The 24,403-nt window shown below is 71.2% G+C and carries 20 protein-coding genes; 9 read left to right on the plus strand and 11 right to left on the minus strand.

The window, feature by feature from the left end; translation table 11 throughout:
- The first annotated feature begins 119 nt into the window (after positions 1 to 119).
- The gene (locus ACFYY8_RS01265) at positions 120 to 1,067 is read left to right on the plus strand and encodes a MerR family transcriptional regulator (protein ID WP_390035931.1); all 948 of its coding nucleotides are present in this window, start codon (positions 120 to 122) and stop codon (positions 1,065 to 1,067) included.
- Positions 1,068 to 1,147: 80 nt separating this feature from the next.
- On the plus strand, positions 1,148 to 1,672 hold the full coding sequence (locus ACFYY8_RS01270) for an RNA polymerase sigma factor (RefSeq protein ID WP_390035933.1): 525 nt from the start codon (positions 1,148 to 1,150) through the stop codon (positions 1,670 to 1,672).
- A 3-nt stretch (positions 1,673 to 1,675) separates the two neighbouring features.
- Here the strand turns inward: ACFYY8_RS01270 and ACFYY8_RS01275 are convergent, their stop codons facing one another.
- The 8 genes from ACFYY8_RS01275 to ACFYY8_RS01310 form a co-directional block, all read right to left on the minus strand.
- Positions 1,676 to 2,038 (minus strand): YdeI family protein, encoded by a 363-nt coding sequence (locus ACFYY8_RS01275; RefSeq protein ID WP_390035935.1) that lies wholly within the window; start codon positions 2,036 to 2,038, stop codon positions 1,676 to 1,678.
- Positions 2,039 to 2,043: 5 nt separating this feature from the next.
- Positions 2,044 to 2,457 (minus strand): VOC family protein, encoded by a 414-nt coding sequence (locus tag ACFYY8_RS01280; protein ID WP_390035937.1) that lies wholly within the window; start codon positions 2,455 to 2,457, stop codon positions 2,044 to 2,046.
- A 388-nt stretch (positions 2,458 to 2,845) separates the two neighbouring features.
- Complete coding sequence (locus tag ACFYY8_RS01285) at positions 2,846 to 3,349, minus strand: GNAT family N-acetyltransferase (protein WP_390035939.1); 504 nt, start codon at positions 3,347 to 3,349, stop codon at positions 2,846 to 2,848.
- Positions 3,350 to 3,396: 47 nt separating this feature from the next.
- Positions 3,397 to 3,777, minus strand: a complete 381-nt coding sequence (locus ACFYY8_RS01290) for a DUF4265 domain-containing protein (protein ID WP_390035941.1) — start codon at positions 3,775 to 3,777, stop codon at positions 3,397 to 3,399.
- 127 nt (positions 3,778 to 3,904) lie between these two features.
- The gene (gene treZ, locus ACFYY8_RS01295) at positions 3,905 to 5,629 is read right to left on the minus strand and encodes a malto-oligosyltrehalose trehalohydrolase (RefSeq protein ID WP_390035943.1); all 1,725 of its coding nucleotides are present in this window, start codon (positions 5,627 to 5,629) and stop codon (positions 3,905 to 3,907) included.
- 3 nt (positions 5,630 to 5,632) lie between these two features.
- On the minus strand, positions 5,633 to 7,858 hold the full coding sequence (treY, locus tag ACFYY8_RS01300) for a malto-oligosyltrehalose synthase (protein ID WP_390035945.1): 2,226 nt from the start codon (positions 7,856 to 7,858) through the stop codon (positions 5,633 to 5,635).
- Positions 7,851 to 9,956: a glycogen debranching protein GlgX gene (glgX, locus tag ACFYY8_RS01305; RefSeq protein WP_390035947.1), complete on the minus strand. Its 2,106-nt coding sequence runs from the start codon at positions 9,954 to 9,956 to the stop codon at positions 7,851 to 7,853. Before glgX ends, treY begins: the two co-directional genes overlap by 8 nt.
- 177 nt (positions 9,957 to 10,133) lie before the next feature.
- Positions 10,134 to 13,382 carry a BTAD domain-containing putative transcriptional regulator gene (locus tag ACFYY8_RS01310; RefSeq protein WP_390035949.1) on the minus strand — a complete coding sequence of 1,083 codons (3,249 nt, stop codon included), beginning with the start codon at positions 13,380 to 13,382 and terminating at the stop codon, positions 10,134 to 10,136.
- A gap of 147 nt (positions 13,383 to 13,529) precedes the next feature.
- Between ACFYY8_RS01310 and mscL the strand changes: the two genes are divergently transcribed.
- From mscL to ACFYY8_RS01325, 3 genes are all read left to right on the plus strand, one after another.
- Positions 13,530 to 13,952, plus strand: coding sequence for a large conductance mechanosensitive channel protein MscL (gene mscL, locus ACFYY8_RS01315; protein WP_390035951.1), 423 nt, complete (start codon positions 13,530 to 13,532; stop codon positions 13,950 to 13,952).
- A 35-nt stretch (positions 13,953 to 13,987) separates the two neighbouring features.
- The gene (locus tag ACFYY8_RS01320) at positions 13,988 to 14,614 is read left to right on the plus strand and encodes a hypothetical protein (RefSeq protein ID WP_390035953.1); all 627 of its coding nucleotides are present in this window, start codon (positions 13,988 to 13,990) and stop codon (positions 14,612 to 14,614) included.
- Between the two features lie 268 nt (positions 14,615 to 14,882).
- Positions 14,883 to 15,470, plus strand: a complete 588-nt coding sequence (locus ACFYY8_RS01325) for a YbhB/YbcL family Raf kinase inhibitor-like protein (RefSeq protein WP_390035955.1) — start codon at positions 14,883 to 14,885, stop codon at positions 15,468 to 15,470.
- Between the two features lie 8 nt (positions 15,471 to 15,478).
- Here ACFYY8_RS01325 and ACFYY8_RS01330 read toward each other — a convergent pair whose 3' ends face one another.
- Positions 15,479 to 16,630 (minus strand): DUF5685 family protein, encoded by a 1,152-nt coding sequence (locus ACFYY8_RS01330; RefSeq protein ID WP_390035957.1) that lies wholly within the window; start codon positions 16,628 to 16,630, stop codon positions 15,479 to 15,481.
- Positions 16,631 to 16,898: 268 nt separating this feature from the next.
- Positions 16,899 to 18,482, minus strand: coding sequence for a peptide chain release factor 3 (locus ACFYY8_RS01335; RefSeq protein WP_390035959.1), 1,584 nt, complete (start codon positions 18,480 to 18,482; stop codon positions 16,899 to 16,901).
- A gap of 227 nt (positions 18,483 to 18,709) precedes the next feature.
- Here ACFYY8_RS01335 and ACFYY8_RS01340 point away from each other — a divergent pair, with 227 nt between their 5' ends.
- Both ACFYY8_RS01340 and ACFYY8_RS01345 read left to right on the plus strand, forming a co-directional pair.
- Positions 18,710 to 19,471, plus strand: coding sequence for a PP2C family protein-serine/threonine phosphatase (locus ACFYY8_RS01340; protein ID WP_390035961.1), 762 nt, complete (start codon positions 18,710 to 18,712; stop codon positions 19,469 to 19,471).
- A gap of 355 nt (positions 19,472 to 19,826) precedes the next feature.
- A complete protein-coding gene (locus ACFYY8_RS01345; RefSeq protein ID WP_390035963.1) occupies positions 19,827 to 20,657 on the plus strand; it encodes a phosphoribosylaminoimidazolesuccinocarboxamide synthase in 831 nt (276 codons plus the stop codon).
- 49 nt (positions 20,658 to 20,706) lie between these two features.
- Here the strand turns inward: ACFYY8_RS01345 and ACFYY8_RS01350 are convergent, their stop codons facing one another.
- On the minus strand, positions 20,707 to 21,504 hold the full coding sequence (locus tag ACFYY8_RS01350; RefSeq protein ID WP_390035965.1) for a PP2C family protein-serine/threonine phosphatase: 798 nt from the start codon (positions 21,502 to 21,504) through the stop codon (positions 20,707 to 20,709).
- 84 nt (positions 21,505 to 21,588) lie between these two features.
- Between ACFYY8_RS01350 and ACFYY8_RS01355 the strand changes: the two genes are divergently transcribed.
- Complete coding sequence (locus ACFYY8_RS01355; protein ID WP_390035968.1) at positions 21,589 to 23,484, plus strand: N-6 DNA methylase; 1,896 nt, start codon at positions 21,589 to 21,591, stop codon at positions 23,482 to 23,484.
- A 24-nt stretch (positions 23,485 to 23,508) separates the two neighbouring features.
- Positions 23,509 to 24,402: a serine/threonine-protein kinase gene (locus ACFYY8_RS01360; protein ID WP_390035970.1), complete on the plus strand. Its 894-nt coding sequence runs from the start codon at positions 23,509 to 23,511 to the stop codon at positions 24,400 to 24,402.
- Position 24,403 lies beyond the last annotated feature (1 nt).

Genomic DNA, 24,403 nt, shown 5'->3' on the forward strand with positions numbered 1-24,403 from the left:
GTCACCGCGCCCCGCGTGGTTGCATCCGGCCGGGGCCGGGTGTCCGAAGGGATCGTCAGGGGGACGAGACTGGCAGGCTGTAGACCGGTACGGGAGAGGCCCGTGGATGGGGTGAGACGGTGACGGACGAGCAGGAGCCGGGATATGGCATCGGGGCCGTCGCCCGCAGGCTCGGGGTGCCCGCCCCGACCCTGCGCACCTGGAACCTGCGCTACGGCCTCGGCCCGAGCCGCCGCAGCCCCGGTGGGCACCGCCGCTACGACTCCGCCGATCTGCGCCGCCTTGAGGAGATGAACCGGCTGATCAGGCAGGGGGTTCCGGCGGCCGACGCCGCCAGGCGGGTCCTGCGCCCCGGCGCCCTGCCCCGCCAGACGCCGGAGCCCGCGCCGGTCCCTGTCCCTGCCTCGGTCCCTGGCTCGGTCCCGGGTTCGGGTTCGGGTTCGGGTTCGGAAGGGGAGGTCGTGATCCCGACGGTGGCGATGCTGGTGCGGGCCGCGACCGCGTTGGACAGCGGGGGTGTCTCCGACTGGATCGACGCGGCGCTGGCCAGGCACGGCGTCGAGTGGACCTGGCACACCCTGGTGCTGCCGGTCTTCGAGGCCATCTGCAGGCGGCAGGCGGAGACCGGAGCGGGCATCGAGATCGAGCACCTGTTCTCAGAACGGCTGCTCGGCGCGCTGACCCGGATCGGCTGTCCCCCCGCCCGGCCGGTCAACGACCGTCCCGTGCTGCTGGCCTGCGCGGAGAACGAGCTGCACAGCATGCCGGTCCACGCGCTGGCCGCCGCGCTGTCCCTGGACGGCGTCCAGACGCGGGTGCTCGGTGCGCGGACGCCGTACCCGGCGCTGGGTGACGCGATGCGCCGTCTCGGCCCTGCGGTGGTCTTCGTCTGGTCCCAGATCCCCGAGACCGGGGATCCCGCGCCGCTCGCCTCGCTGCCTCCGCTGCGCCCGACGAGCCGCCTCATCGTGGGCGGCGAGGGCTGGCGGGAGGGGCTGCCCGCCTCGGTTCTGCGGGTCTCCTCCTTCACCGAGGCGCTCACCCGCGTTCACGCCGCGCTGCGCTGACCTGCGCGAACCGCTTGCCTTCATTCACGCCGGAGAGTATGAATAAGTTTTGAGTAGCTTTTTTCGGCAAGGGGGGCACCATGACAGACACCCTGAACGTCCGGTTCGCCGAGGGTGACGACGCGGCCCTGGCCGAGTGCCTTCACACGCACGGCTCACTCGTGCGCTCCTACCTGCGGCGCTTCGTCGCCTTCCAGGACGTCGAGGACCTCCAGCAGGTCGTGTTCACCGAGGTCTGGCGGTCACGGCACCGCTTCGACCCGGCCCGCAGCCTTCCCGCCTGGCTGCTCGGCATCGCGCACAACCGGGCGGTCGACCACCTGCGGGTGCGCACGCTGCGGACGGTCCCGCTCGACGCGGTCGCCGACCCCGCGGGCCAGGACGGCAGGGCTCACGGGGAGGCCCTGGCCGAGCGCGACGAGGTACGGCGGGCGCTGGCCGAACTGCCCGCCCCGCAGCGCCAGGCCATCGAGCTGGCCTACTACGGCGACCTCACCCAGCGGGAGATCGCCGAACGGCTGAGCGTTCCGCTCGGCACCGTCAAGGCCCGTACGGCTCGCGGCCTGCGCCGCCTTTCGGCCCTGCTCACCCCCGCGGCGGCGTGACCGTCATCGGGCGGCGGGCCAGCGGCCGGTCGCCTTGGCGGCCTCGATCGCGGCGTGACCCGCCGGGCGCATCCGGCCCGCGACCGTCAGCGCCTCGGCCTTGGCGACGTTGATCTCCGACCAGGGGCTGCGGCGGGCACGCGGCGAGTAACGCTGCAGGTAGTAGTCGCCGTCGAACGCCCTGCGGTGGCTGTCGATCCAGCCGTGGCACAACGCCTCGTCCAGGGCCTCGTCCAGGGTGACGGTGGTGGCGTTGCCGCTCTTCTTGGCGATCATCAGCCAGACGTCGCGGGCGCTGTCGTGGTGCTCGGTGAGCCAGGCCTTCCAGGCTGCGGCGTCGTCCAGGATCAGGGCGTTCTCGGTCATCGCGGTCAGCCCTTCCGGCTCTCGAGGACGTTCATGTAGTGGTTGTTGATCATGATGCCGAGGATGTTGCCGAACGGGTCGCGCACCGAGGCGGTGACGAACCCGGGGCCGCGCTCGGTCGGCTTGTCGAACGGGACGGCCCCCATCTCCAGCAGCCGCTCCCAGGTCGCCTCCAGGTCGTCCACGGCCCAGTAGACGATCGCCCCGCCGCTCTCGGCGCTCCAGCCCTGCGGGGCGAAACGCGCGTCGATGACGCCCAGCTCGTGCTGGTAGTCGCCCACCCGGAACTCCACGTAGACCGGCTCGCCCTGCTCCGGCCGCTGGAAGTAGGCCTCCGTCCCGAGGAGCTCGGCGTACCAGTCACGGGCGGCGGCGACGTCGTGGGCGTAGAAGCTGATGGTGGTGAGTCCGCGAAGCATGTCCTGCTGCCTTCCGCTCGGTGGCTTGTGAGATCAATCCTGCCAGGCAAAGTGCTCACCGAATGATCACTTTTATCGGCGGTCCTCTTTGGTGCAGCCAGCGTTGAGAAGAGCGCTGATGCCGCTCTCGCGGTAGCGACGCCACCTGCTGGGGGTTCGCCCCGAGGGGACGCGGCCGGTAAGCGCCCAGCGGTCGACGGTCTTGACGCCGAAGATCCGGACCGCCGTGCCGAGGCGAGGAGCCTGTCAGCGGCGTCCGGGGCGACGGCCTTGAGTGGGGGCGTGGAAGGCGCCGCAGGAGTTCACCGCCACCGGCCGGAATCCTTCGTCAAGGGCATGGAGAACGGCCCTTCCAGCTCACGGAGTCGACGCCTGAGCGCACCCGATGTCACGGCAGTGAGCGGGTGAGCCACACCACCTCACCGTTTTCCTCCGTGGAAAGGTGATCCCGCTCGAACCCGAGCTTCTCCAGGACGCGGAGCGAGGGCGTGTTCCACGAGCCGACGGTCGACCAGAGCCGTTTCCGCCCGGTCGCCACCGCCGCGTCGAGCACCGCCCTGGCCGCCTCGGTCGCGTACCCGCGCCCGTGCACACGCTGGAACAGCTCATACGCGATCTCGGGCTCCTCGACGGTGCAACGACCGACGATCAGCCCGCAGTAGCCGATGAAGTCGCCCTCCACCCGGCGCCGGATGGGCAGCAGCGCGATCCCCGTCGTCGCCGTCGCGGTGAGCTGCTTCGCGATGATCGCCCGGACGTGTTCGACCGTGGGCGTCCCCTTGCCGCGTTCGGTGTGCAGGTCCCGAAGCTCGTCGGCATCCGACTCGGCCCACGGCCGCATCGTCAACCGCTCGGTCTCCAGATGGAACGCCATCGTCTCGTACCCGGTCATGGCCCCACTCTGCCTCCCGTGGCCACCGGACACCACCGTGCCCGACCCTAGGAGTCGATCTCCCAGAGGAGCGCACCCTCCTCCTCCAGGCCGGTAAGGATCTTCACCAGGGGATTCTGGGCGTCGGCACCTGGCGGGAGATCGACCGAGAGATAGGTGCCCTGCAACCACTCGTGAGCCAGCCCAGTGGCCGCGACTTCGCCATGAAGAAGCTCGTGGAACCGGTCACGGTGAGGGTGCTCCCGGACCAGAGCGACCCGCAGGGTGCTGTGCCCCGACTTCTCGACCACGGCCGACACCAGGTGCCGGTCGTCGATGGTCACGACGTCGCGATGGCAGATGCCGTAGGTGAAGAACGGCAGACACGTGATCTCGAACCGGTCAGGGGCCACTCGGCGGGTCCACAGCTGTTCGCGCCAGCCGTCCACGCGCTCGGAAAGGTCCGCGTGGATCAGGTAGTCGCTGAGGTCACGGCCGATCGGATCGTCGTGCGCGATGACGGTGATGACGCACCTTCCAGGTGAGAGCCGTTGATGTCAGATGTCGGCCGCAGGGTCACTCAACCCCGGACGACTGGAGTACGGCCAGCGATCTGGCGGGGAGAAGGAGGTCGGGGCCGGTCAGGGTGGTGGTCGGGTCGAGGGCCAGGAGGATGTGGCCGGGGCCGGTCGGCAGGGTGAGGGGGACGGGGCCGAGGTTGGCCGCGATCCGCAGGGCGCCGCGCCGTACGAGGAGCCAGTCGTCGCCGTGGGAGACGGCGGTCCGGTCGAGCCGGGGGTCGGTCAGCTCGGGGTGGGCACGGCGCAGCGCGATCAGGGCCCGGTACCAGTCGAGATGGGCCCGGTGGGCGTCGTCGTCGAGTTCGCTCCAGTCGAGTTTGGAGCGCAGGAACGTCAGCTCCTCGCCGGGGTCGGGGGCCTTGTCCGCCCAGTCGTCGTAGCCGTGGCCGACGAACTCCCGGCGCCGCCGTTCCCCCTCGCCCTCGCGCAGCTGAGGCTCGACGTGGTCGGTGAAGAACAGGAACGGGGTGCGGGCCCCCCACTCCTCGCCCATGAACAGCATCGGGGTGAACGGGGAGGTCAGCAGCAGCCCGGCGGCCAGCCGCAGGGCCTCCGGCGGCATCCGGTCGCCCGTCGCGCGGTTGCCGATCTGGTCGTGGTTCTGCGCGCTGCAGACGAAGCGGTGGGCGGACAGGTGCCCGGCCGGGCGGCCGTGGGAACGGCCCCTGAAGGAGGAGTAGGTGCCGTCGTGGTAGTACCCCGAGGTCAGCACCTTGGCCAGGGTCGCCGTGACGGCACCGGCGAAGTCGGCGTAGTAGCCGTGCCGTTCTCCGGTCACCGCCACGTGCAGCGCGTGGTGGACGTCGTCGTTCCAGGCCGCGGCCAGGCCGTACCCTCCGGCCTCGCGGGGGGTCATCAGCCGGGGGTCGTTGAGGTCGGACTCGGCGATCAGCGTCAACGGCCTGCCGACGGCCGTGGAGAGGGCCTCGACCTCGACGGCCATCTCCTCAAGCAGGTGCACGGCCCGGGAGTCGTGCAGGGCGTGCACGGCGTCCAGGCGCAGGCCGTCCACGTGGTAGTCGCGCAGCCACTGCAGGGCGTTGCCCACGAAGTAGCGGCGCACCTCGTCGGAGCCGGGGCCGTCCAGGTTGACCGCCTGCCCCCAGAAGGAGGCGGCCGAGGGGTTGAAGTAGGGGCCGAAGGGCGCCAGGAAGTTGCCCGAGGGCCCCAAGTGGTTGTGAACGACGTCCAGGATCACCCCGAGCCCCCGCCGGTGGCAGGCGTCGACGAAGCGCTTGAACCCGTCGGGTCCGCCGTAGTTCTCGGTCACGGCCCACAGGTCGACCCCGTCGTAGCCCCAGTTGCGCGTACCGGGCACCGGGGGGACCGGCATGACCTCGACGAAGTCGACGCCGAGTTCGGCCAGGTGCGGGAGCCTGTCGATCGCCGCGTCGAAGGTCCCCTCGGGGGTGAAGGCCCCGACGTGCAGCTCGTAGATCACCGAACCGGGCAGGGCGCGCCCGCGCCACAGGTCGTCGCCCCACTCGAACCTGTCGTGCTCGTAGACCCGGCTCGGCCCGAAGATCCCCTCCGGCTGCCTGCGTGACCTCGGGTCGGGCAGTCCGGGACCGCCGTCGAGGCTGAAGCGGTAGTCGGTGCCGTGGCCCGCGCCCGGCACCCGGGCCGACCACCAGCCGCCCGTGCCCAGGGCCATCGGGTGGCGCACTCCGTCGATCTCCACGTCCACCGAGGACGCCTGCGGCGCCCAGACCTCGAACACGGGCTACTCCCTCTCAAGAAGCGCGACCGGGAAGACGGAAAGCAGGTGGGCCAGCGGGACACGCCCGGTGTGGCGGGCGCCGGACAGCAGGTCGAGCCATCTGCCGTGCGGCAGGGTGATCGTCTCACCGCCCCAGCCGCCGCGCGCGGCCAGGCCGACCGGCAGCCGGGTCGCGACCGCCACCGCCCTGTCCCCCCGCGCGAAGGCGACGGCGTGCTCCCCCGCCTCGACCGGCAGGTACGGCAGCGCCGGGTCGAGGCGTTTGCGCAGCCGCAGCGCCTGGGTGGTGACCAGCAGCTTGTCCTCGTCCCACGAACCGCTCATGGGCCCGCTTCCGGTCACGGCCAGCAGCGCGCGACGGCGGGCGAAGTCGACCGGGCGACGGTTGTCCGGATCGACCAGCGAGAAGTCGGTGATCTCGTTGCCCCAGTAGAGGTCGGGCACGCCGGGCAGCATGAGCTGCACGAGTTTCTGGCCGAGGGAGTTGGACCTGGCGTACGGCTCGATCATGGCGGTGAACTCGGCGACCGAGGGGCCGCACTCGCCGACGGCCCGCATGACGAAGTCACGGATGCCCCGCTCGTAGGCGGGATCCGGGGCCGCCCACGAGATCGCCGTCTTGGCCTCGCGGGCCGCCTTGAACAGGTAGTCGAAGAACCTGCCCGGCTCGATCGGCCAGGCGGCCATCAGGTTCTGCCAGGCGAGATAGTCGAGCGCCGGGTCGAAGGAGACCTTCGCCGACCACTCCCCCACCGCCCGCGCCCACTCCTGCGGCATCTCGGAGAGTACGGCCAGCCGCGCCCGCACGTCCTCCGAGCGTTTGGTGTCGTGGGTGGACAACGTCGTCATGGTTCCGGGGGACATCTCCCCGCAGAAGGCGTGGAAGTCCCCGACGTCTCCGCCGAACCGGTCGGGCTCGCCGCCGACCTCGTTCAGGCAGGCCAGCGGGTACCACCGGTAGAGCGCGGTGTCCTCGACGCCCTTGGCCATCACGGGGCCGCAGGTCTGCTGGAAGCGGACGACGGCGTCGGCGGGGCCGTACAGGACCCTGTTCACGACCTCGGCGACCGGGGCGCCCTCGGGCAGCCTGGCGGCGGCGGCCCGCCCCGCCGCCTCGACGATCGCCACCGACCGCTCGGGGACAGGCTCACCCGGTACGGCGTAGGCCCGGTAGACCGGCATCGCGACGAGCAGTTCGGCCAGCGCCGTACGGTCGGAGCCGACGACCGCGTGCAGCCGGTCGAGTTCGGCGCCGAGGAACAGGTCGATGACCTCCCGTTTCGCACGGCCGACCACGGCGGCGTACTCGCGGGGCATGCCGGTGCGCTCGACGAACAGGTCGGTCAGCGGCTCCTGCCCGGCCGGGTCGACGAACAGGCCGGTGATCCGGTTGAGCACCTCGTAACCGGTCGTGCCGTCGCAGTCCCAGTCGGCGGGCAGCCGTTCCTCCCCCACCAGGATCTTCTCGGCGACCGTCCACACCCCGCAGGCCTCGCGGAGCCTGGCGAGGTAGCCGCGCGGGTCGGCCAGGCCGTCCGGATGGTCGACCCGCAGACCGTGGACGATCCCGTCGCGGACCAGCCCCACGATCACCTCGTGGGTGGCGTCGAAGACCTCCTGGTCCTCCACGCGCAGCCCGATCAGCGAGGAGACGTCGAAGAAACGCCGGTAGCCGGGGCCGCGACGCCAGTCGACCAGCCGGTAGTGGGTGTCGGGCAGCGGGAACTCGTGGTCGTGGTAGCGCAGCACGGAGCCGTCGGCGTGCGGCTCGACCTCGTCGCCGAGGACCGGCATGTCCACCCGGCCGCCGCCGCCCGCCCAGTCGATGTCGAACCACCGCGCGTACGGCGAGGCCGGGCCGTCCCTGAGCACCGACCACAGCTGCCGGTTGCCCGACTCGGGGACCGGGACCGTCATGTGGTTGGGCACGATGTCGACCACGACGCCCAGGCCGTGCGCGGTCAGCCGCTCCGACAGCGCCCGCAGCCCCTCAAGGCCGCCGAACTCCTCCCTGATCCGGGAGTGGTCGGTCACGTCGTAGCCGTGACGGGAGCGCGAGGTCGCCTGCAGGATCGGGGAGAGGTAGACGTGGCTCACCCCCAGGTCGCGCAGGTAGGGGGCCAGCTCCGCGACCTCGGCGAAGCCGAAGTCCGGGGTGAGCTGGAGCCGGTAGGTGGACAGCGGCGGGCCGAAGTCCCGCCCCGCGTTCTCCCTTCGCCCGTCAGACACGCCGCAACACCCGTACCGACCTGCCGGTCACCGGCACCTCCTCACCCGCTCTGCAGACCCTGGTGTCGACGATGATGGGCATCGCCGTGTCGATCTCCGTCACCCACATGTCGCCGTGGTCCTTGGGGATCGTGAACTCGATGACGTCGTGGTGGGCGTTGAACAGCAGCAGGAACGAGTCGTCGACGATCCGCCGTCCCCTCCGGTCCGGCTCGGTGATCGCGTCGCCGTTCAGGAAGACCGCCAGCGACTTGGCGTAGCCCACGTTCCAGTCGGCGTCGGTCATCCGCTCCCCTCTCGGGGTGAACCAGGCGATGTCGCTGAGATTGTCGCCGGAGCCCCGTACCGGGCGGCCGTAGAAGAAGCGGCGCCTGCGGAAGACGGGGTGCCCGGCGCGGAGCCTGGCCAGGCGCCGGGTGAACTCCAGCAGCAGCCAGTTCTCCCTGACGTCGGACCAGTCGACCCAGCTCAGCTCGTTGTCCTGGCAGTAGACGTTGTTGTTGCCCAGCTGGGTACGGCCGAGCTCGTCGCCGTGGGAGATCATCGGCACGCCCTGGGACAGGAACAGCGTCGTCAGGAAGTTGCGTTTCTGCTGCTCGCGCAGCGACTCGATCGCCAGCGAAGCGGGCCCCTCCGTGCCGCAGTTCCACGAGCGGTTGTCGTCGGTGCCGTCCCGGTTGTCCTCGCCGTTGGCCTCGTTGTGCTTGCGGTCGTAGGAGACGAGGTCCTGCATGGTGAAGCCGTCGTGGCAGGTGACGAAGTTGATCGAGGCGGCGGGCCTGCGGCTGTCGTCCTGGTAGAGGTCGCTGGAGCCGGTCAGCCGGGAGGCGAACTCGGGCAGGGAGGCGGGCTCACCGCGCCACAGGTCGCGGATCGTGTCGCGGTACATGCCGTTCCACTCGGTCCACCTGGCGGGGAAGTTGCCCACCTGGTAGCCGCCCGGCCCGACGTCCCAGGGTTCGGCGATCAGCTTGACCTGCGAGAGCACCGGGTCCTGCTGGACGAGGTCGAAGAAGGCGCTCAGCCGGTCGACCTCGTGCAGTTCCCTGGCCAGGGTGGCCGCCAGGTCGAACCTGAAGCCGTCCACGTGCATCTCGATGACCCAGTACCGCAGCGAGTCCATGATCAACTGGAGGACGTGCGGGGAACGCATGAACAGGCTGTTGCCGGTCCCCGTCGTGTCCATGTAGTAGCGCCTGTCGTCGTCCACCAGCCGGTAGTAGCCGGGGTTGTCGATCCCCCGCATGCTCAGCGTCGGCCCCAGGTGGTTGCCCTCGGCGGTGTGGTTGTAGACCACGTCGAGGATGACCTCGATGTTCGCCTCGTGCAGCGCCTTGACCATGGCCTTGAACTCCAGCACCTGCCCGCCGCGCTGCCCGGTGCTCGAATAGGCGTTGTGCGGGGCGAAGAACCCGATGCTGTTGTAACCCCAGTAGTTCGTCAGGCCGCGCTCGGCCAGGACGTGGTCGGTGACGAACTGGTGGACCGGCATCAGCTCGATCGCCGTGACCCCGAGGGAGGTCAGATGGTCGATGATCTCCGGATGGCCGATGGCCGCGTAGGTGCCCCGGATCCGCTCGGGGATCTTCGGGTGGTTCACGGTCAGGCCCTTGACGTGCGCCTCGTAGATGACCGTGTCGTGGTACGGCGTCGCGGGCGGCCGGTCGTGCCCCCACCCGAAGAACGGGTTGATCACGACGGACCGGGGGACGAACGGGGCCGAGTCCGCGTCGTTGCGCAGGTCAGGGTCCCCGAAGCGGTAGCCGTACACGGCCTCGTCCCAGCGCATCTCCCCTTCGATGGCCTTGGCGTAGGGGTCGAGCAGCAGCTTGGCGGGGTTACAGCGCACGCCCCTCGCGGGGTCGTAGGGGCCGTGCACGCGGTAGCCGTACCGTTGCCCCGGGCCGATGCCCGGCAGGTAGCCGTGCCAGACGTAGCCCTCGCACTCGGTGAAGGGGACCCGTGTCTCGTTGTCCTCCTCGTCGAACAGGCACAGTTCGACCCGCTCGGCGACCTCGGTGAAGAGCGCGAAGTTTGTCCCCGCGCCGTCGTAGGTGGCCCCGAGGGGATAGGGGTCACCGGGCCAGATCTCGATCATCACACCGCCCTTCAGCGGTGGGAAGACATGCCCCATGTTTCCCCTGTCATGCGTGGCGGTGCCCCGGCGTGAGCCTTGGCGCGGCGAAACCGGCATGACATGGGAGTATTCCTGGCCCTCAGGCGGGAGGACAGGACCGCGCCCGGCGATTCGCGGCCCGTCGGAGGGCTCGCCCGCCTACCCGCCCGTCCTCGCCTCCCCCACCGGCTCGGCCAGCCTGGCCTCCAGGTCGCGCAGCGCGGGCTCGTAACGGGTCAGCCGGGCACGGGTGACCAGGTCCCGCGCCGCCCCCAGGTGGTCGTGGGCGCCCCGGACGTCTCCGTCGAGCAGGGCCAGCCGCCCCAGGCACAGGTCCGTCACCGACCAGCCGAGCAGTCTGCCCGCGTTGGGGGCGAGCAGGCCGTACAGGACACGTCCCGCCGCCCGCTCGCCCAGCGCGGCGCAGGCCTCGCTGAGGGCGTCGGGAACGAACCGGTAGGCCAGGTCGGGGCCGGCGGCCGCGAAGCCGTCGTCGGCGAGGACCGCGAAGACGGCGCGTGCCCGTTCGGTCTCACCCAGGTCGATCAGGGCCAGGCAGCGCAGGGTAAGCCAGGGCCGCTGCCCCGGGCGCAGGGCGAGCATCTCGTCGGCGACGGCGAGCGCCCCGCCCGCGTCCCCTTGCGCCCGCAGCGCCAGGAAGCGGAACACCCCGCGCCGCAGCCCGGCGTCGTCCCTGCCCAGCGCCCCCTCCGGGTAGGCGGCGGCGGACTCCTCGGCCGCGGTGAGGGCCGCCTCCGCGCGCCCGCACAGCCAGGCGTACACGGCCCGCTGCCAGGCGGCCAGGCTCACCGTCGAGGGGAGCCTGAGGCGTTCGGCCGTCTCGGTGAGCCAGGCCAGCAGTTCGGGGGCCCGTTCGGTCCTGCCCTGGGTGAGCAGCTCGACGTAGGCGGTCTCCCTGCCGACCCACTCGACGGCCAGGTCGCCGATGCGGTGGCCGATCTCGGTGATCTCGTCGATGACCGCCTGCCTGCGGTCGTGGTCGTGGTCGGTCCTGGACAGCAGTTCCTGGACGATCAGCGTCCTGGCCAGCGTCCTGTCGTCGCCGAGCCTGCGGGCCAGCCGTACGGCCTGCAGCGCGGTCCGCGTGCTCTCCTCGACGGGCCTGGTCGTCGCACCGGTCAGCGCGGCGGCGGCCAGGAGCTGGGCCCGCCAGGGTGAGTCGGCGGCCAGCCCGGAGGCCAGGACCCGCTCGATCCGTTCGGCGAGCCGGTCGATGCCGGTCGTCTCCTCGTACATGGCCAGGGAGATCGGGTCGGTGAACCCCAGCACCGCCCTGGCCAGCCTGCTGTCGTCGCCGAGCCCCTCGGCGATCTCCGCCGCCGCCTCAAGGGAGGCGTGGGCCGCCACGCTCATCCCGGCGGCGCCCTGCGCCTCGGCCAGGTCGAGCAGCAGGTCGCAGCGGAGCGCGTCGTCGGACCTGGGCAGGGCGCCGACCAGCGCGATCGCCTGCTCCAGGTTCTCCACCGCGTCCTCGTGGGCGAACTGCGCCGTGGCCTGCGCCGCGGCGCGCCGGGTGTAGCCGATCGCCTTGCCGGTCGTGGCGGCGGTGAGCAGACTCTGCCGGTAGTGGTGGGCGATCTCCGTCAGACGCGCCCCGCCACGGGCCTCCAGCACCTCGGCGATCCGGGCGTGCAGGCGTCTGCGGCGCAGCGGGGGCAGCGCCTCGCGCAGCACGTCGCGGACGATGTCGTGGACGAAACGGCAGGCGGGCCCCCGCCCCTCGGTCAGCAGCCCCGCGCCGACGGCGGCGTCCACGATGTCGAGCACCCGCTCGACGGACAGGCCGGTCACCTGGGTCAGGACGTCGGCGACCACCTGGTCGCCGAGCAGCGCCGCGGTGGTCAGCACCTCCTCCGTCTCCGGGGGCAGGCCCGTCATCCGGCCGCGCACGACGTCGGAGAGCGCCGCCGGGGTCTCCCCGAGCCGCAGGACCTCCCCCAGGAAGAACGGGTTGCCCGCGGTCAGCCTGCCCATCTCCCCGGCCAGGCCGGGGTCGGCGCCGGCCCGGCCGAGGTACTCGCCGATCTCCGCCTCGCCGAGCCCCCGCAGCGGGAGCCTGCGCACGTACGGCAGCCGCGCCAGGGCGGCCAGGGCGTGTTCGAGCGCGCCGCCGGGCCGTACCTCGGTGTCGCGGTAGGTGGCGACCACGGTCAGCTTGGGGCACAGCCGCGTCGAGGCGAGGAATTCGAGCAGCCGCAGCGAGGAGGCGTCGGCCCACTGGAGGTCGTCGAGGACGACCAGGACCCTGCCGTGCTCGTTGAACAACTCGGCGAAGGCCTCGTAGAGCTCGAAGCGGTCGCCTCCCGAGGGACCGGCCTTGCCGCCCTGCCCGCCGGTCAGCTCCTGCGCGGCCTGCGTCCAGGGCCAGAAGGGCGGCGCTCCGGTGCCGTCCCAGCAACGGCCCCACACCACCCGGTTCCCCTCGGCCCGCGCGGTCCGCGCCGCCTGTTCGGCCAGGCTCGTCTTGCCGATGCCCGGCTCCCCGGCCAGCAGCACCACCCGGTACGGCCCGCCCGTGACCGCGGCGTCGAGCACCTCCGCCTCGGCGTCCCTGCCGATGAGCCGGGTCTCCCGGGAGTCCTCAGCGGGCCGGGGCGGAGCCGGTGCGACCTGGACGCGGGGGGTCAGGGACGGGTCCTGGGCGAGGATGCGCCGTTCCATCTCCCTTGAGCGGGGATCGGGGTCGAGGCCGAGCTCGTCGGCGAGCATGTCGCGTCCCCTGGCCAGCACGGCGAGCGCGTCGGCCTGCCGTCCCGCCTGGTAGAGGGCGTGCGCGCCGAGCACGTGCAGGCGTTCCCTGAACGGGTTGGCGGCGACCAGGCGTGTCAGGGTGCCCGTCAGCTCCGCCCCCAGGCCGAGCGCGAGTTCGCACTCGGCGAGGTCCTCCTGCAGGGTCAGTCTCTGCTCGCCCAGGTGGGCGGCCTCCCGGGTGGCCCACGAGGCCTCGGCGAAGTCGGCCAGCGGCTCCCCGCGCCACTCGGCCAGCGCCAGCCGCAGCCTCCCCGCCGCGGCCTCGTGCTCGCCCGCGGCGGCCAGGCGCCTGCCCTCGGCCGCGTGCCCTCGTACCCTGGTCAGGTCGAGGTCCCGCGCCGGGATGTCGAGGGCGTAGCCGCCCGGCCTGCTGACCAGGACCGTGGGCCGCGTGGCACGGATCCTGCCGGGTTCGAGGACCCGGCGGAGCTTGGAGATGTAGGCCTGGAGGGTGTTGAGCGCCCTGGGCGGCGGCTCGCCCTCCCAAAGCTCCTCCATCATCGCGGCCGCCCCGACGGGCCTGGGCGCGGCCAGCATGCACAGCGCCAGGACGGCACGCTGCTGGTGGGGACCGATGTCCAGCGGCGTCCCGTCACCGGTGATCACGCTGACCGGTCCCAGCACACGAAAGTCCATCAGGCACCTCGCTCACGAATTCGGCAGATGGTAACCCACGATGGACGCGGACCGTAAAGTCGTGGTCGCGCGAACGTCATCACTCGGGCCTCCCCAGGAGGAGCTTCACGGTAGGCTCTGCGTCCACACGAGTGGAGGACGCGCGGGATGACCGGATTCAAGAAGTTCCTGATGAGGGGCAACCTCGTCGAGCTCGCCGTGGCCGTGGTCATCGGCGCGACGTTCAGCGGCCTGGTCCAGGCCCTGGTCAAGGACCTCATCACCCCGCTGATCGCGGCGGTCACCGGCGGTAACGAGCCGGACTTCTCCGACTACGTCTTCACGGTCAACGGCGCCAAGTTCATGTACGGCGACTTCGTCAACCAGCTGCTGAGCTTCCTGATCATCGCCTCGGTCGTCTACTGGCTGGTCGTGCTGCCGATGAGCAGGGTGATCGCCTACTTCGACAGGAACAAGGAGTCGACGGAGAAGAAGTGCCCCGAGTGCCTCAGCGACATCCCCGTCGCCGCCAGGCGCTGCGCCTTCTGCACCGCGGTGCTGGAGGACTCCGGGGCCACGGCCGCCTCCTGAGCGCCGTCCCCCGTCGTCCGCGAGACGATGGGGTCATGAGTTTCGAACTGGCCGTCTGGCACGAACCCGAGCCGATCACCGCCGAACGCGCGGCCGAGGTCCTGCGGGCGCTGCGCGAGGGCGACGCCCAGGCCGTACGGCCTCATCCCGGCGTGGCCGAGTTCACCGTCGCGTTCGCCACCGCGTTCCCCGAGGTCGTGATCCCCGAAGACTCCCAGGCGTACGCCCTGCTCACCGTGGACCTCGAACGCTCCGACGAGGTCGCGGGCGAGGCATTCGCCCTGGCCCGTGAGTGCGGGCTGGTCTGTTACGACCCGCAGCGCGGACTGGTGCACAACCTGGCCCCGCTGGGCGCCTACCCCGGCATGCAGCTGCGCACCGGGGACGGCATGATCGTCGTCGATCCCGACTTGCGACTCGTCGGGGACGCGGTCGCCACGATGTCGCCGCGGAACCCGTTCACGGCGCTGGTCGTCTTCGGTGAGCACTTCGTCCAGTCGTCGCCGGAGATCACCGGATACGAGCTGGAGTACAAGGACAGCGTGCGGGACGTGATGGTCCGCACCCACGTCCCGGAGATCGGCGCGGTGCGGGAGGCCTTCGTCGAGTACGCCGAGGGGGGCCGTTCCTTCCTGGAACGTCACGACTGGCGCCGGGTCTAGCGGTCGGGCGGGGCCGTACGGGGAGAGGGCTGTGCACGGGCCGCCCCGGGGATGCGGGGGGCGCCGGAAAACCGGCCGTTGGCTCATCGTTCACCGCCCCCACCAGCCTTTTCACGAAATAGACGACGTCAGGCGGAAAAAGGCGACAATGCGGTGATGGCGAGGAAAAACAGTGATTTGTAAGCTGTGTCAGTAATATCGGTAAACCTCGGAGAATCCGAGAAGACACCGGCGGGAGCACCACGACCCAACCTTCCAGGAGCCCCCCGTGACCATCAAACGAGCCGCCTCGTACGCCCTGCTCGCCGCGCTGACCGTCACCTCCTCGGTCGCCACAACCGCCCCGTCGAGCGCGGACACGGCCGGCCACGCCGCGTTCGCCCTGACCAGCGCCGCCTTCACCGAGGGCGGGACGATCCCGAAGGTCCACGAGTGCACCAGCGGCGGCAACGACCCGCGCCAGCACAACGAGTCCCCGCCGCTGACATGGGCGGGCGCGCCCACCGCCGCGCGCAGCTACGCGCTCGTCATGCGCGACCTCGACAACAACAACCTCATCCACTGGGTCATCTACGACATCCCGGTGAGCGTGACCTCGCTCCCGCAGAACGTCGACCACGTCTACCGGCCCGCGGTCCCCTCGGGGGCCAGGCAGGTCTACTACCGCGGCAGCGCCAGCCTGTACGGCTATCAGGGCCCCTGCTCACCCAGGACCGTCAACACCTACGAGTTCGTGATCTACGCGCTCAACAGGGCGAGCCTGACCGAGCTGACCACGAGCTCCTCGACGACGACCGCGGCCAGGGTCATCGCCAACGCGTCGCTGGGGTCGGCCAGACTGACCGGGGAGTCCTGAGCACTCCGTCAGCAGCCGCAGTCACAACTGCAGCCGTCCCCGCAGCAGCCGTCGCCGCCGCAGCAGTCACAGCAGCTTCCGCAGTCGCCGCAGTTCCCGCAGCAGTCGCAGCCGCTGGCGTCGCACCGCTCACCGCACGACTTGTACCGGTCCTCGTCCCACGGGGGCCGGTACAGGCCACAGGTGCAGCAGGCCATCGCCGCGCACATCATCGACAGCAGGCCGCCGGGGTCGGGCTTGAGCCTCGGGTCGCCGGGCCGGTCGTGGTGCGGGGTCTTCGGGTCCTTGTGACCCGGTCTCCCCCGCTGCCCGGCCAGGGCGAAGGTCCGTTCGACGGAGCGGGCGGTCTCCTTGACCAGCAGCGCCCTGACCAGGGTCCGCCGTTCCAGGTCGAGTTCGGCGACCGCGAGGCGCAGCCCGAGCAACGCGTCGTCGCAGTGACGCCGGGCCTCGGCCAGGCCGGTCCCCGAGGCGACCAGCGGGTTGTAGGCACCCCGGGCACGGTCCTCGGCCAGGTCCTCGACCGCGTCGAGCAGGTGGGCTAGACGGCCGAAGTGGCGTCCCGCCTCCCGCAGCGCCTCCTGGTTGTGCGGCTTTTCGGTGAGCAGGGCGGTGTGCCCGAAGGCGGCGGCGACGGCCTCCTCGGTCGGGGCGGTCAGTTCGAGCAGCCGCAACCCCGGCACACCCTCCAGCCTGGTCTGCTCCGCCACCGCCCTGACCAGGACCTCGGGGTCGAAGCCGACCGCGACGGCCGTACCCGAGCCCGCCGCGGACCAGCGGGTGGCGACCCGGCCCGCGACGGCCGCGACCGGCCTGCGCGCGTAGGCGCCGTCCCCGTCCGCGACGTGATCCCCGATCTTGCCCGCGGCCAGGATCAGCGAGACCGCCGCCGCGAGCCGTACCCCCTCCTGGGCCTCGACGACGTCGGCGCCCTTGAAGCCGCGCAGCGCGCACGCCGCGGCCCTGCGGTGCGGGGAGGAGGAGACGGCCTGGGCCTCGGTGAGCACCGAGACGAGCAGGCCGTCGTAGTTGGTGACCAGCCGGGAGAGGTGGCCGTGCTCGTCACGCAGGGCCAGGCAGAGCCCGCACAGGTGCGCCATCCACTCCTTGAACAACCCGTTGCACATCCCGTGGCGGCACGGACGGACGATTCCGAACATCTGCTTCCCTCTGTCACACGGCCGCCGTCGCACGGCACGCGAGCCACCGCCCTACCCCCCCGGTGGACAGGCGCTCCGGCGATAAGGATGCCCCATTTGGCCGTCTTGTGGGGATATATCGCACCAGGCGCGGACATGGTCACCCATTCCCCCGCCCGGCGGCGCGACAGAAGGCCCCTACACCCGCCTCCAGCAGCCTTCAGCGGCCCCGGCGCGCCCGATGTGATCCATCGAGACCCGGGGCCGTTCCGGCGGCTCGTAGGGCGACTCAGCCCCGGGTGTCGGCGAGCAGGGCCTTGAGCACGAGGTTCGGGTGGTCGCGCAGCACGCCGCGCATCCGCCACTCGTCGCTGAACAGCGCGAGCAGCTCTCCGTCGATCGCCCGGGTGAAGACCTCGACACCCCGCTGACGGGCCAGGATGGGCGCCGACTCGGCGTCGGTGATCCGGGCCAGGCTGTAATCGAGCCGGTCCATGACGATCTCGGTGTTGAACTCCCCGGCCAGGCGGTGCTTGACCACGTCGAACTGCATCGGGCCGACCGCGGCGAGCACCGGCGACTGGTCGCCTCTGATGTCGGAGCGCAGGACCTGGACGACGCCCTCGGCCTCCATCTGGTCGATGCCCTTGCGGAACTGCTTGGCCCTGCTCGAATCACGGCAACGGGCGGTCCAGAAGTGCTCGGGCGCGAAGCTGGGGATCTTGGGGAACTCCACGGGGACGCCGTCGTAGAGCGTGTCCCCCGGGCGCAGGGCGGTGGCGTTCACCAGGCCGACCACGTCGCCGGGGAAGGCCTCGTCGATGGTGGCGCGCTCCTGGCCGAACACCGACTGGGCGTATTTGGTCGCGAAGGGACGGCCCGTCGCCGCGTGGGTCAGCACCATGCCGCGCTCGAAGCGCCCTGAGCAGACCCGGACGAAGGCGATCCGGTCGCGGTGCGAGGGGTCCATGTTGGCCTGCACCTTGAAGACCAGGCCGGAGAACGGCTTGTCGAGCGGGCGGGGGTCGTCCTTGACGTCAGGGCGGGGCGCCGGGGCCGGGGCGATGTCCACCATGGCGTCGAGCAGGCGGCCGACGCCGAAGTTGTTCAGCGCGGCACCGAACAGGACCGGGGTCGACTCGTGGGCCTCGAAGGCCTTCTGGTCGTGGTCGGAGCCGATCGCCGACAGCAGGTCGGCCTCGTCCCTGGCCCGCTCCCAGTCCTCACCGAGCTCGGCCGTCGCCAGCTCGGGGGTCAGCAGGGTCTCGATGGCCTTGGTCGCCCCACCGGGGGTCCGGGTGTAGCGGACCGCCTGCTCGGCGACGCGGTCGATCACCCCGTGGAAGAAGCCGCCGGTGCCGATCGGCCAGGTGATGGGAGTCGGCCGCAGGCCGGTCTTCTCCTGGATCTCGTCGAGCAGCTCAAGGGCCTCCCGGCCGGGACGGTCCCACTTGTTGACGAACGTGATGACCGGGATGCGCCGGTGGCGGCAGACCTCGAACAGCTTCAGGGTCTGCGGCTCCATGCCCTTGGCCGCGTCGAGCAGCATGACCGCGCAGTCGACGGCGGCCAGCACCCGGTAGGTGTCCTCGGAGAAGTCGGCGTGGCCCGGGGTGTCGACCAGGTTGAACATGTGGCCGCGGTACTCGAACCGCAGGGCCGCCGAGGTGATGGAGATGCCCCTGGCCTTCTCCATGTCCATCCAGTCGGAGGTGACGCCACGCCTGCCGGCCTTGCCGTGCACGGCACCGGCCTCACTGATCGCCGAGGCGTGCAGCGCGAGCGCCTCCGTCATCGTGGACTTTCCCGCGTCGGGGTGGCTGATCACCGCGAACGTACGGCGCCGCCCCGCCTCCTGCGTGACCGCGGTCATTTCCTCAGCTCCTCGCCGTCCGGGGTGGTGGGGCTCCCGGCAACGTGTGCGGGGAGCCGAAACAGCTTACGCGCCGCGGTGACCCCCAAAGGAAGTGACGACACTTCCACAGGCCGCTTGCGCCACCATGGTGTTAAGTGGATTGTGGAACATCTCGGTTCGACCGTGCCGATTCCACCGCCCGAAAGCGACCCGCTCGTGCAACTCGACCTTCCAGTGGTGTGCAGATGATCACGCTCCGCTACACAGCCGGTTCCGACGTCGGCCGGGTCCGCCAGGGCAACGAGGACGCCGGGTACGCCGGCGCCCGGCTGCTCGCCGTCGCCGACGGCATGGGCGGCCACGTGGGCGGGGAGGTCGCCAGTTCGGCGGCGATCGCCGCGGTCGCCTACCTGGACCACGAGTGTTCCGCCGACCTGGCGGCCGCGGCCGAGGCCGGGATACGCAGGGCCAACCAGCGCCTGCGGGAGCTCGTCGAGCAGGACCCGTCCCTCACCGGGATGGGCACGACGCTGACGATGATGCTCTGGGACGGCCCCCGGGTGGCTCTGGCCCACATCGGCGACTCCCGGGCCTACCTGCTGCGCAACGGCGACCTCTACCAGATCACCTACGACCACACCCTGGTGCAGACGCTGCTCGACGACGGCCGGATCACCCCGGAGGAGGCCGCCAGGCACCCGCACCGGTCGATCCTGCTGCAGGTCCTCGACGGCGGCGAAAACGCCGACCCCGACCTGTCGCTGCGGGACGCCGAGGTCGGCGACCGCTACCTGCTGTGCTCTGACGGCCTGTCCGGGGTCGTCGAGGCCGAACGGCTGCGCCACGTGCTGGCCGAGGTCGACGACCTCTCCGAGGTGACGCGGCAGCTCATCGACCTGGCCTGCGAGGCGGGCGGCCCGGACAACATCACCTGTGTGGTGGCCGAGGTCGTCGAGGGACCCGGCTCCGACGAACCGGTCGTCGTCGGCTCGGCGATCCCCTCCTGACGGCCTTCCGAGGGTTCTGGTCGCGGCGCGGGGCAGGCGCTATCGTCGGTGCTCAGCGTTCCCGCAACGATCGTCACCCCGAAGGGATGTCCGTCGTGTACAAGGAGTTCGCCATCGAGGCGATCGTGTGGCTCATCCCCGTCGTGATCCTCGTCGGGCTGGCCATCATGATCACGCGGCCCGCCTGAGACCCCGAGGCCGGGGCGCGCAAGGCCCGCCGCCCCGGTTCTCACCCCTGCGACTACGCTGTTGGTGCCGATCAGCCTCCCACCGGGCCGGGCGGACACGTGTCAACCAGCGGACGGTGCCGCCATCGCGGCCATCGTGCCGAGCGATCTCAGGGGATTAGGGAACAGTGAAGCTCCTCCACTCAGGGAAGGTCCGCGACGTCTACGAGGACCGGGGTGACATCGTCCTGGTCGCCTCCGACCGGGTCTCGGTCTACGACGTGATCCTGCCCACGCCCATCCCCGACAAGGGAAGGATCCTCACCCAGCTCTCGCTGTGGTGGTTCGAGCAGCTCGCCGACGTCGTGCCCAACCACGTCATCTCCGCCACCGAGGTGCCCGACGAGTTCGAGGGCCGGGCCGTACGGTGCAGGCGGCTGGAGATGGTGCAGGTCGAGTGCATCGCCAGGGGTTACCTCACCGGCTCGGGCCTGAAGGAGTACCAGGCGACCGGCGCGATCTCCGGGGTCGAGCTGCCGCCCGGCCTGGTCGAGGGCTCCAGACTCCCCGAGCCGATCTTCACGCCGACCACGAAGGCGCCGCTCGGGCAGCACGACGAGTTCATCACCTTCGACGAGGTGGTGGCCCGGGAGGGCGCGGAGACCGCGCGGGAGCTGCGCCGGATCACCCTTGAGATCTACCGGCGCGGCGCGGAGCTGGCGCGCGAGCGCGGTGTGATCATCGCGGACACGAAGATCGAGCTCGGCCGGGACGCCGAGGGCACGCTGGTGCTCGGCGACGAGGTGCTCACCTCGGACTCCTCGCGGTTCTGGCCCGCCGACCAGTGGGAGCCGGGACGCCCGCAGTTCTCCTATGACAAGCAGTTCGTCCGCGACTGGGCGGCGAACAGCGGCTGGGACAAGAAGGGGCCCGCCCCCGAGGTGCCCGAGGAGGTCGTCGAGATCACCAGGGCCCGCTACATCGAGGCCTACGAGCGCATCACCGGCAGGACCTGGTAGTTCCAGGTCCGGTACGGCGGGCCGGCCTCCGATCCGCCCGCCGTACCGATCACAGGGACAGTCTTCGCTCCGCCGCGGCGCCGACGACGAACCGGTTCGCGGAGACGGGGTGGGCGCCGAAGTCGGCCACGACACAGGTGATGTTGTCGGGCCCGCCACCCCGGTTGGCCAGGTCGATGAGCCATCTGGCCGCCTCGTCGGGGTCGCCGATGTCGGTCAGCGTGTTGAACAGGGTCTCCGGGCCGACCACGGCGGTCAGGCCGTCCGAGCACAGCAGGTAGCGGTCGCCGACCTTGGCCTCGCGCAACGACAGGTCGAGCTCGCCGTCCCCGGTGCCCTCGAGGACCCGTAGCACCATGGAGCGGCGTGGGTGCTCGGCCGCCTGCTCCGGAGTGATCCGCCCGTCGTCGACCAGCGACTGGACCAGTGTGTGGTCGTGGGTGATCTGGTAGAGGGCGCCCTCACGCAGCATGTAGGCGCGGGAGTCGCCGACGTGGGCCAGCGCGAAGGAGGCGCCGTCCCAGAGCATGGCGGTGAATGTGGTTCCCATCCCCCGCAGGGTGGGATCCTGCTCGCTCCTCTCCCTCAGCGCGTGGTTGACGTCCCGCGCGGTGTTCTTGATGGTGGTCACCAGATCGACGCCACTCTGCGGGAGACTGTCGTCCAGTGCCGCCAGGGCCGTGACGGCCAGGGAGCTGGCGACCTCCCCGCCGGCGTGACCGCCCATGCCGTCCGCTATGGCCAGCAGGCGCGCGCTCGCGTAGCCCGAGTCCTCGTTCGCCTCGCGGCGGACGCCGACATCCGAGCGGGCGGCATAGCGCAGTGCCGGTGCTTCGTTCAGTGCCATGAAGGCAGTAAATCATTGGTTGAAGCACTTCACAAGCAAAGCTGTTGTAGACCGCTGCGGCACAGTGAACTACTCTGGCCCAGTATGGAGGAGAGCCAGGAGATCACGGTGAACGCGGGCGACATCGCCCGGCTCGCCTCCGTCGGCCGTGCCGCGGTCAGCAACTGGCGCCGCCGCCACGACGACTTCCCCCAGCCGGTCGGCGGAACCACCTCCAGCCCGCTCTACTCCCTGCCCGAGATCGCCGCGTGGTTGCGCCGTAACGGCAAGACCTTCGAGGTCTCCCTCGGTGACCTGGTCTGGCAGCGGCTGCGCACCTCGGCCGACGACCTACGCCTCGGCGACCTGGTCGGCGGCGCCGGGGCCTTCCTGCTGTTCCTGCACCGCGAGCCCCGGGCCTGGCGTGAGCAGGGCAGACGCGCCCTGTCCCGGATCTCCGAGGTGACCGCCGACCTGCCCGGCACCCCGGCACGCGTCGACGACCCCGCGCTGCTGCGCCTGGTCGCCGAACTGGCCGCCGAGCTCGGGCCGCTGCCCGCCTTCGAGTTCCTCTGCGAGCGCTACGTCGAGGCCCATTCCCGCAGGCTCGCGGTCACCAGGGACGACGTCGCCGCGCTCATGCACAGGCTGGCCGTACAGGACGGCGGAACGGTGCTGGACCCGGCCTGCGGGGTCGGGACCCTTCTGCTGCACGCGGAGAGCGCCCTCGGCCAGGAGATCAACGAGACGAACGCGCTGCTCACCGCGGTCAGGCTGTTGCTGCGGGGGACGAAGGCGCGGATCGTCGCGGGTGACTCGCTCCGCGAGGACGGCCTGTCGGACGAGCCCGCCGACGCCGTGGTCTGCGACCCGCCGTTCAACGAGCGCGCCTGGGGTTACGAGGAGCTCACCGGCGACCCCCGCTGGGAGTACGGCCTGCCGCCGCGCGGGGAGTCCGAACTGGCCTGGGTGCAGCACTGCCTCGCCCGCGTACGGCCCGGCGGCCTGGTGGCGATCCTGATGCCCGCCGCCGCGGCGAGCCGCCGTCCCGGCAAGCGGATCAGGGGCAACCTGCTGCGCGCCGGGGCGCTGCGGGCGGTGGTCACGCTGGGCGCGGGCGGGCCCGACCTGTGGCTGCTGCGCCGTCCCGACGGGGAGCGGCCCCCCTCCCAGCTCCTGGTGGTCGACGCCAGCGAGAACCTGTCGGTCGTCGAACCCGCCTGGCGGGCCTACTGCGACGACCCAGAGGCCGAGATGACCGGCGAGAGCCGTACGGTGCGGATCATCGACCTGCTCGACGACGAGGTGGACCTCAGCCTGGCGCGCGTCCGCCCCCAGCAGGGCGGCCCCGACTTCCTGCGTGACTTCACCGGGGCGCTCGACCGCTTCAGGGGCACCTCGGCGAGGCTCTCCGGCGCGCCCTTCGCCCTCGAACCGCTCACCGAACGGCAGGACCTGCCGACGACCACCGTGGGCGAGCTGGTCAAGGCGGGCCTGATCACGATCCTGCAGGCCCCGCCGAAGATGTCCGTCGAGAAGGGCCCGCTGCCGGTACTGACCGCGGAGGACGCCGCCCTGGGCACCGCCCCCTCCGGCAGGACGGTCCCTGACCCCGCGCCGGTCATGGTCACGCCGGGAGACGTCGTGACGACCGTCATGGGCGCGGTGCGGGTGATCACGCGCGGCGGGGCCGCGCTCGGCCCGCAGCTCACGCTCTACCGGGTCGATCCCGGGCGGCTCGACGCGGACTTCCTCGCCGGTTTCCTCCGTTCGGCGGACGCGGCGCGAATCCACCCCAGCTCAAGTCGCCTCGACGTACGGCGGGCCAGGGTGCCGATGCTCCCCCTGGCCGAGCAGCGCCGTTACGGCGTCGCCTTCCGTGAGCTGTTCGCCCTTGAGGACAGATTGCGCGAGACGGCGGCGCTGGGGGAAACCTTGATCCGGTTAGGCTTTGACGGACTGGTCGACGGTCATCTGCGGCCGTGCGACCAAGGAGTGTGATGTTCCGCGGGCTTGGAGGACCGGATGGTCATCGGCGACCGGTACGTGCTCGACGACCTCCCGCTCGGCCAGGGCGGCATGAGCGCCGTCTACGCGGGGCACGACAGGCATCTCGACCGCAGGGTCGCCGTGAAGTTCCTGCGGCTCGTCACGGGTCCCGACGAGGAGATGAAGCGGCGCTTCCTGCGTGAGGCGCGCATCCTGGCCAGGCTGGAGCATCCGGGCGCGCCCGTCCTGTACGACTTCGGCACCTTCGACCACCGGTTGTTCCAGGTGATGCAGTTCATCGCGGGCGTCACCGTGGCCGACCTGCTCAGCGAGCACGGCCCGCTGCCGGTTCCCTGGGCCGCCACGATAGCCGCGCAGGCCTGCGCGGTGCTGGTCGCGGCCCACGCGCTGAGCATCTACCACCGCGACCTCAAGCCGACCAATCTGATGCTCTGCCCCGACGGAAGCGTCAAGGTGCTGGACTTCGGGCTGGCCGTGCTCCGTGAGACCGGTTCGGCCCAGTTCACCCGGGTGGGGCAGATCCTCGGGACACCCGCCTACATGGCCCCCGAGCAGATCCAGAGCGGGATCGTCGGGCCCCGCAGCGACCTGTACGCCCTGGGCTGTGTGATCCACGAGATGCTGACGGGCGAGCAGCTGTTCACCGGCCCGACGGAGTACGCCGTGTTCGAGCGCCAGGTGAAGGAGCGCCCGCCCCCCGTCGGCGGCGTCCCCGCCGAGCTGAACCGGCTGATCCAGGACCTGCTGGAGAAGGACCCCGAACGGCGTCCCTCCGGGGCCGACGTCCTCTACGAGCGGCTGCAGCCCTTCGCCGTGAACCCGCCGATGCTGCCCGGCTTCCTCAACCCGCCCTCGATGCCCAGCCCGGGGCGGATGTACGCCAGGATGGTCGGCCGCGTGCTGGCCTGAC

It is taken from the genome of Streptosporangium sp. NPDC001559, assembly GCF_042893955.1.
GTDB lineage: Bacteria > Actinomycetota > Actinomycetes > Streptosporangiales > Streptosporangiaceae > Streptosporangium.

Bases quoted from the DNA above. Each gene is read 5' to 3' on its own strand.
- ACFYY8_RS01335 (WP_390035959.1), bottom strand. From the start codon at position 18,482: ATGACCGCGGTCACGCAGGAGGCGGGGCGGCGCCGTACGTTCGCGGTG.
- ACFYY8_RS01285 (WP_390035939.1), bottom strand. From the start codon at position 3,349: ATGACCGGGTACGAGACGATGGCGTTCCATCTGGAGACCGAGCGGTTG.
- glgX (WP_390035947.1), bottom strand. From the start codon at position 9,956: ATGATCGAGATCTGGCCCGGTGACCCCTATCCCCTCGGGGCCACCTAC.
- ACFYY8_RS01360 (WP_390035970.1), top strand. From the start codon at position 23,509: ATGGTCATCGGCGACCGGTACGTGCTCGACGACCTCCCGCTCGGCCAG.
- ACFYY8_RS01350 (WP_390035965.1), bottom strand. From the start codon at position 21,504: ATGGCACTGAACGAAGCACCGGCACTGCGCTATGCCGCCCGCTCGGAT.
- ACFYY8_RS01340 (WP_390035961.1), top strand. From the start codon at position 18,710: ATGATCACGCTCCGCTACACAGCCGGTTCCGACGTCGGCCGGGTCCGC.
- ACFYY8_RS01270 (WP_390035933.1), top strand. From the start codon at position 1,148: ATGACAGACACCCTGAACGTCCGGTTCGCCGAGGGTGACGACGCGGCC.
- ACFYY8_RS01310 (WP_390035949.1), bottom strand. From the start codon at position 13,382: ATGGACTTTCGTGTGCTGGGACCGGTCAGCGTGATCACCGGTGACGGG.
- ACFYY8_RS01330 (WP_390035957.1), bottom strand. From the start codon at position 16,630: ATGTTCGGAATCGTCCGTCCGTGCCGCCACGGGATGTGCAACGGGTTG.
- ACFYY8_RS01355 (WP_390035968.1), top strand. From the start codon at position 21,589: ATGGAGGAGAGCCAGGAGATCACGGTGAACGCGGGCGACATCGCCCGG.
- mscL (WP_390035951.1), top strand. From the start codon at position 13,530: ATGACCGGATTCAAGAAGTTCCTGATGAGGGGCAACCTCGTCGAGCTC.
- ACFYY8_RS01280 (WP_390035937.1), bottom strand. From the start codon at position 2,457: ATGCTTCGCGGACTCACCACCATCAGCTTCTACGCCCACGACGTCGCC.
- ACFYY8_RS01275 (WP_390035935.1), bottom strand. From the start codon at position 2,038: ATGACCGAGAACGCCCTGATCCTGGACGACGCCGCAGCCTGGAAGGCC.
- ACFYY8_RS01320 (WP_390035953.1), top strand. From the start codon at position 13,988: ATGAGTTTCGAACTGGCCGTCTGGCACGAACCCGAGCCGATCACCGCC.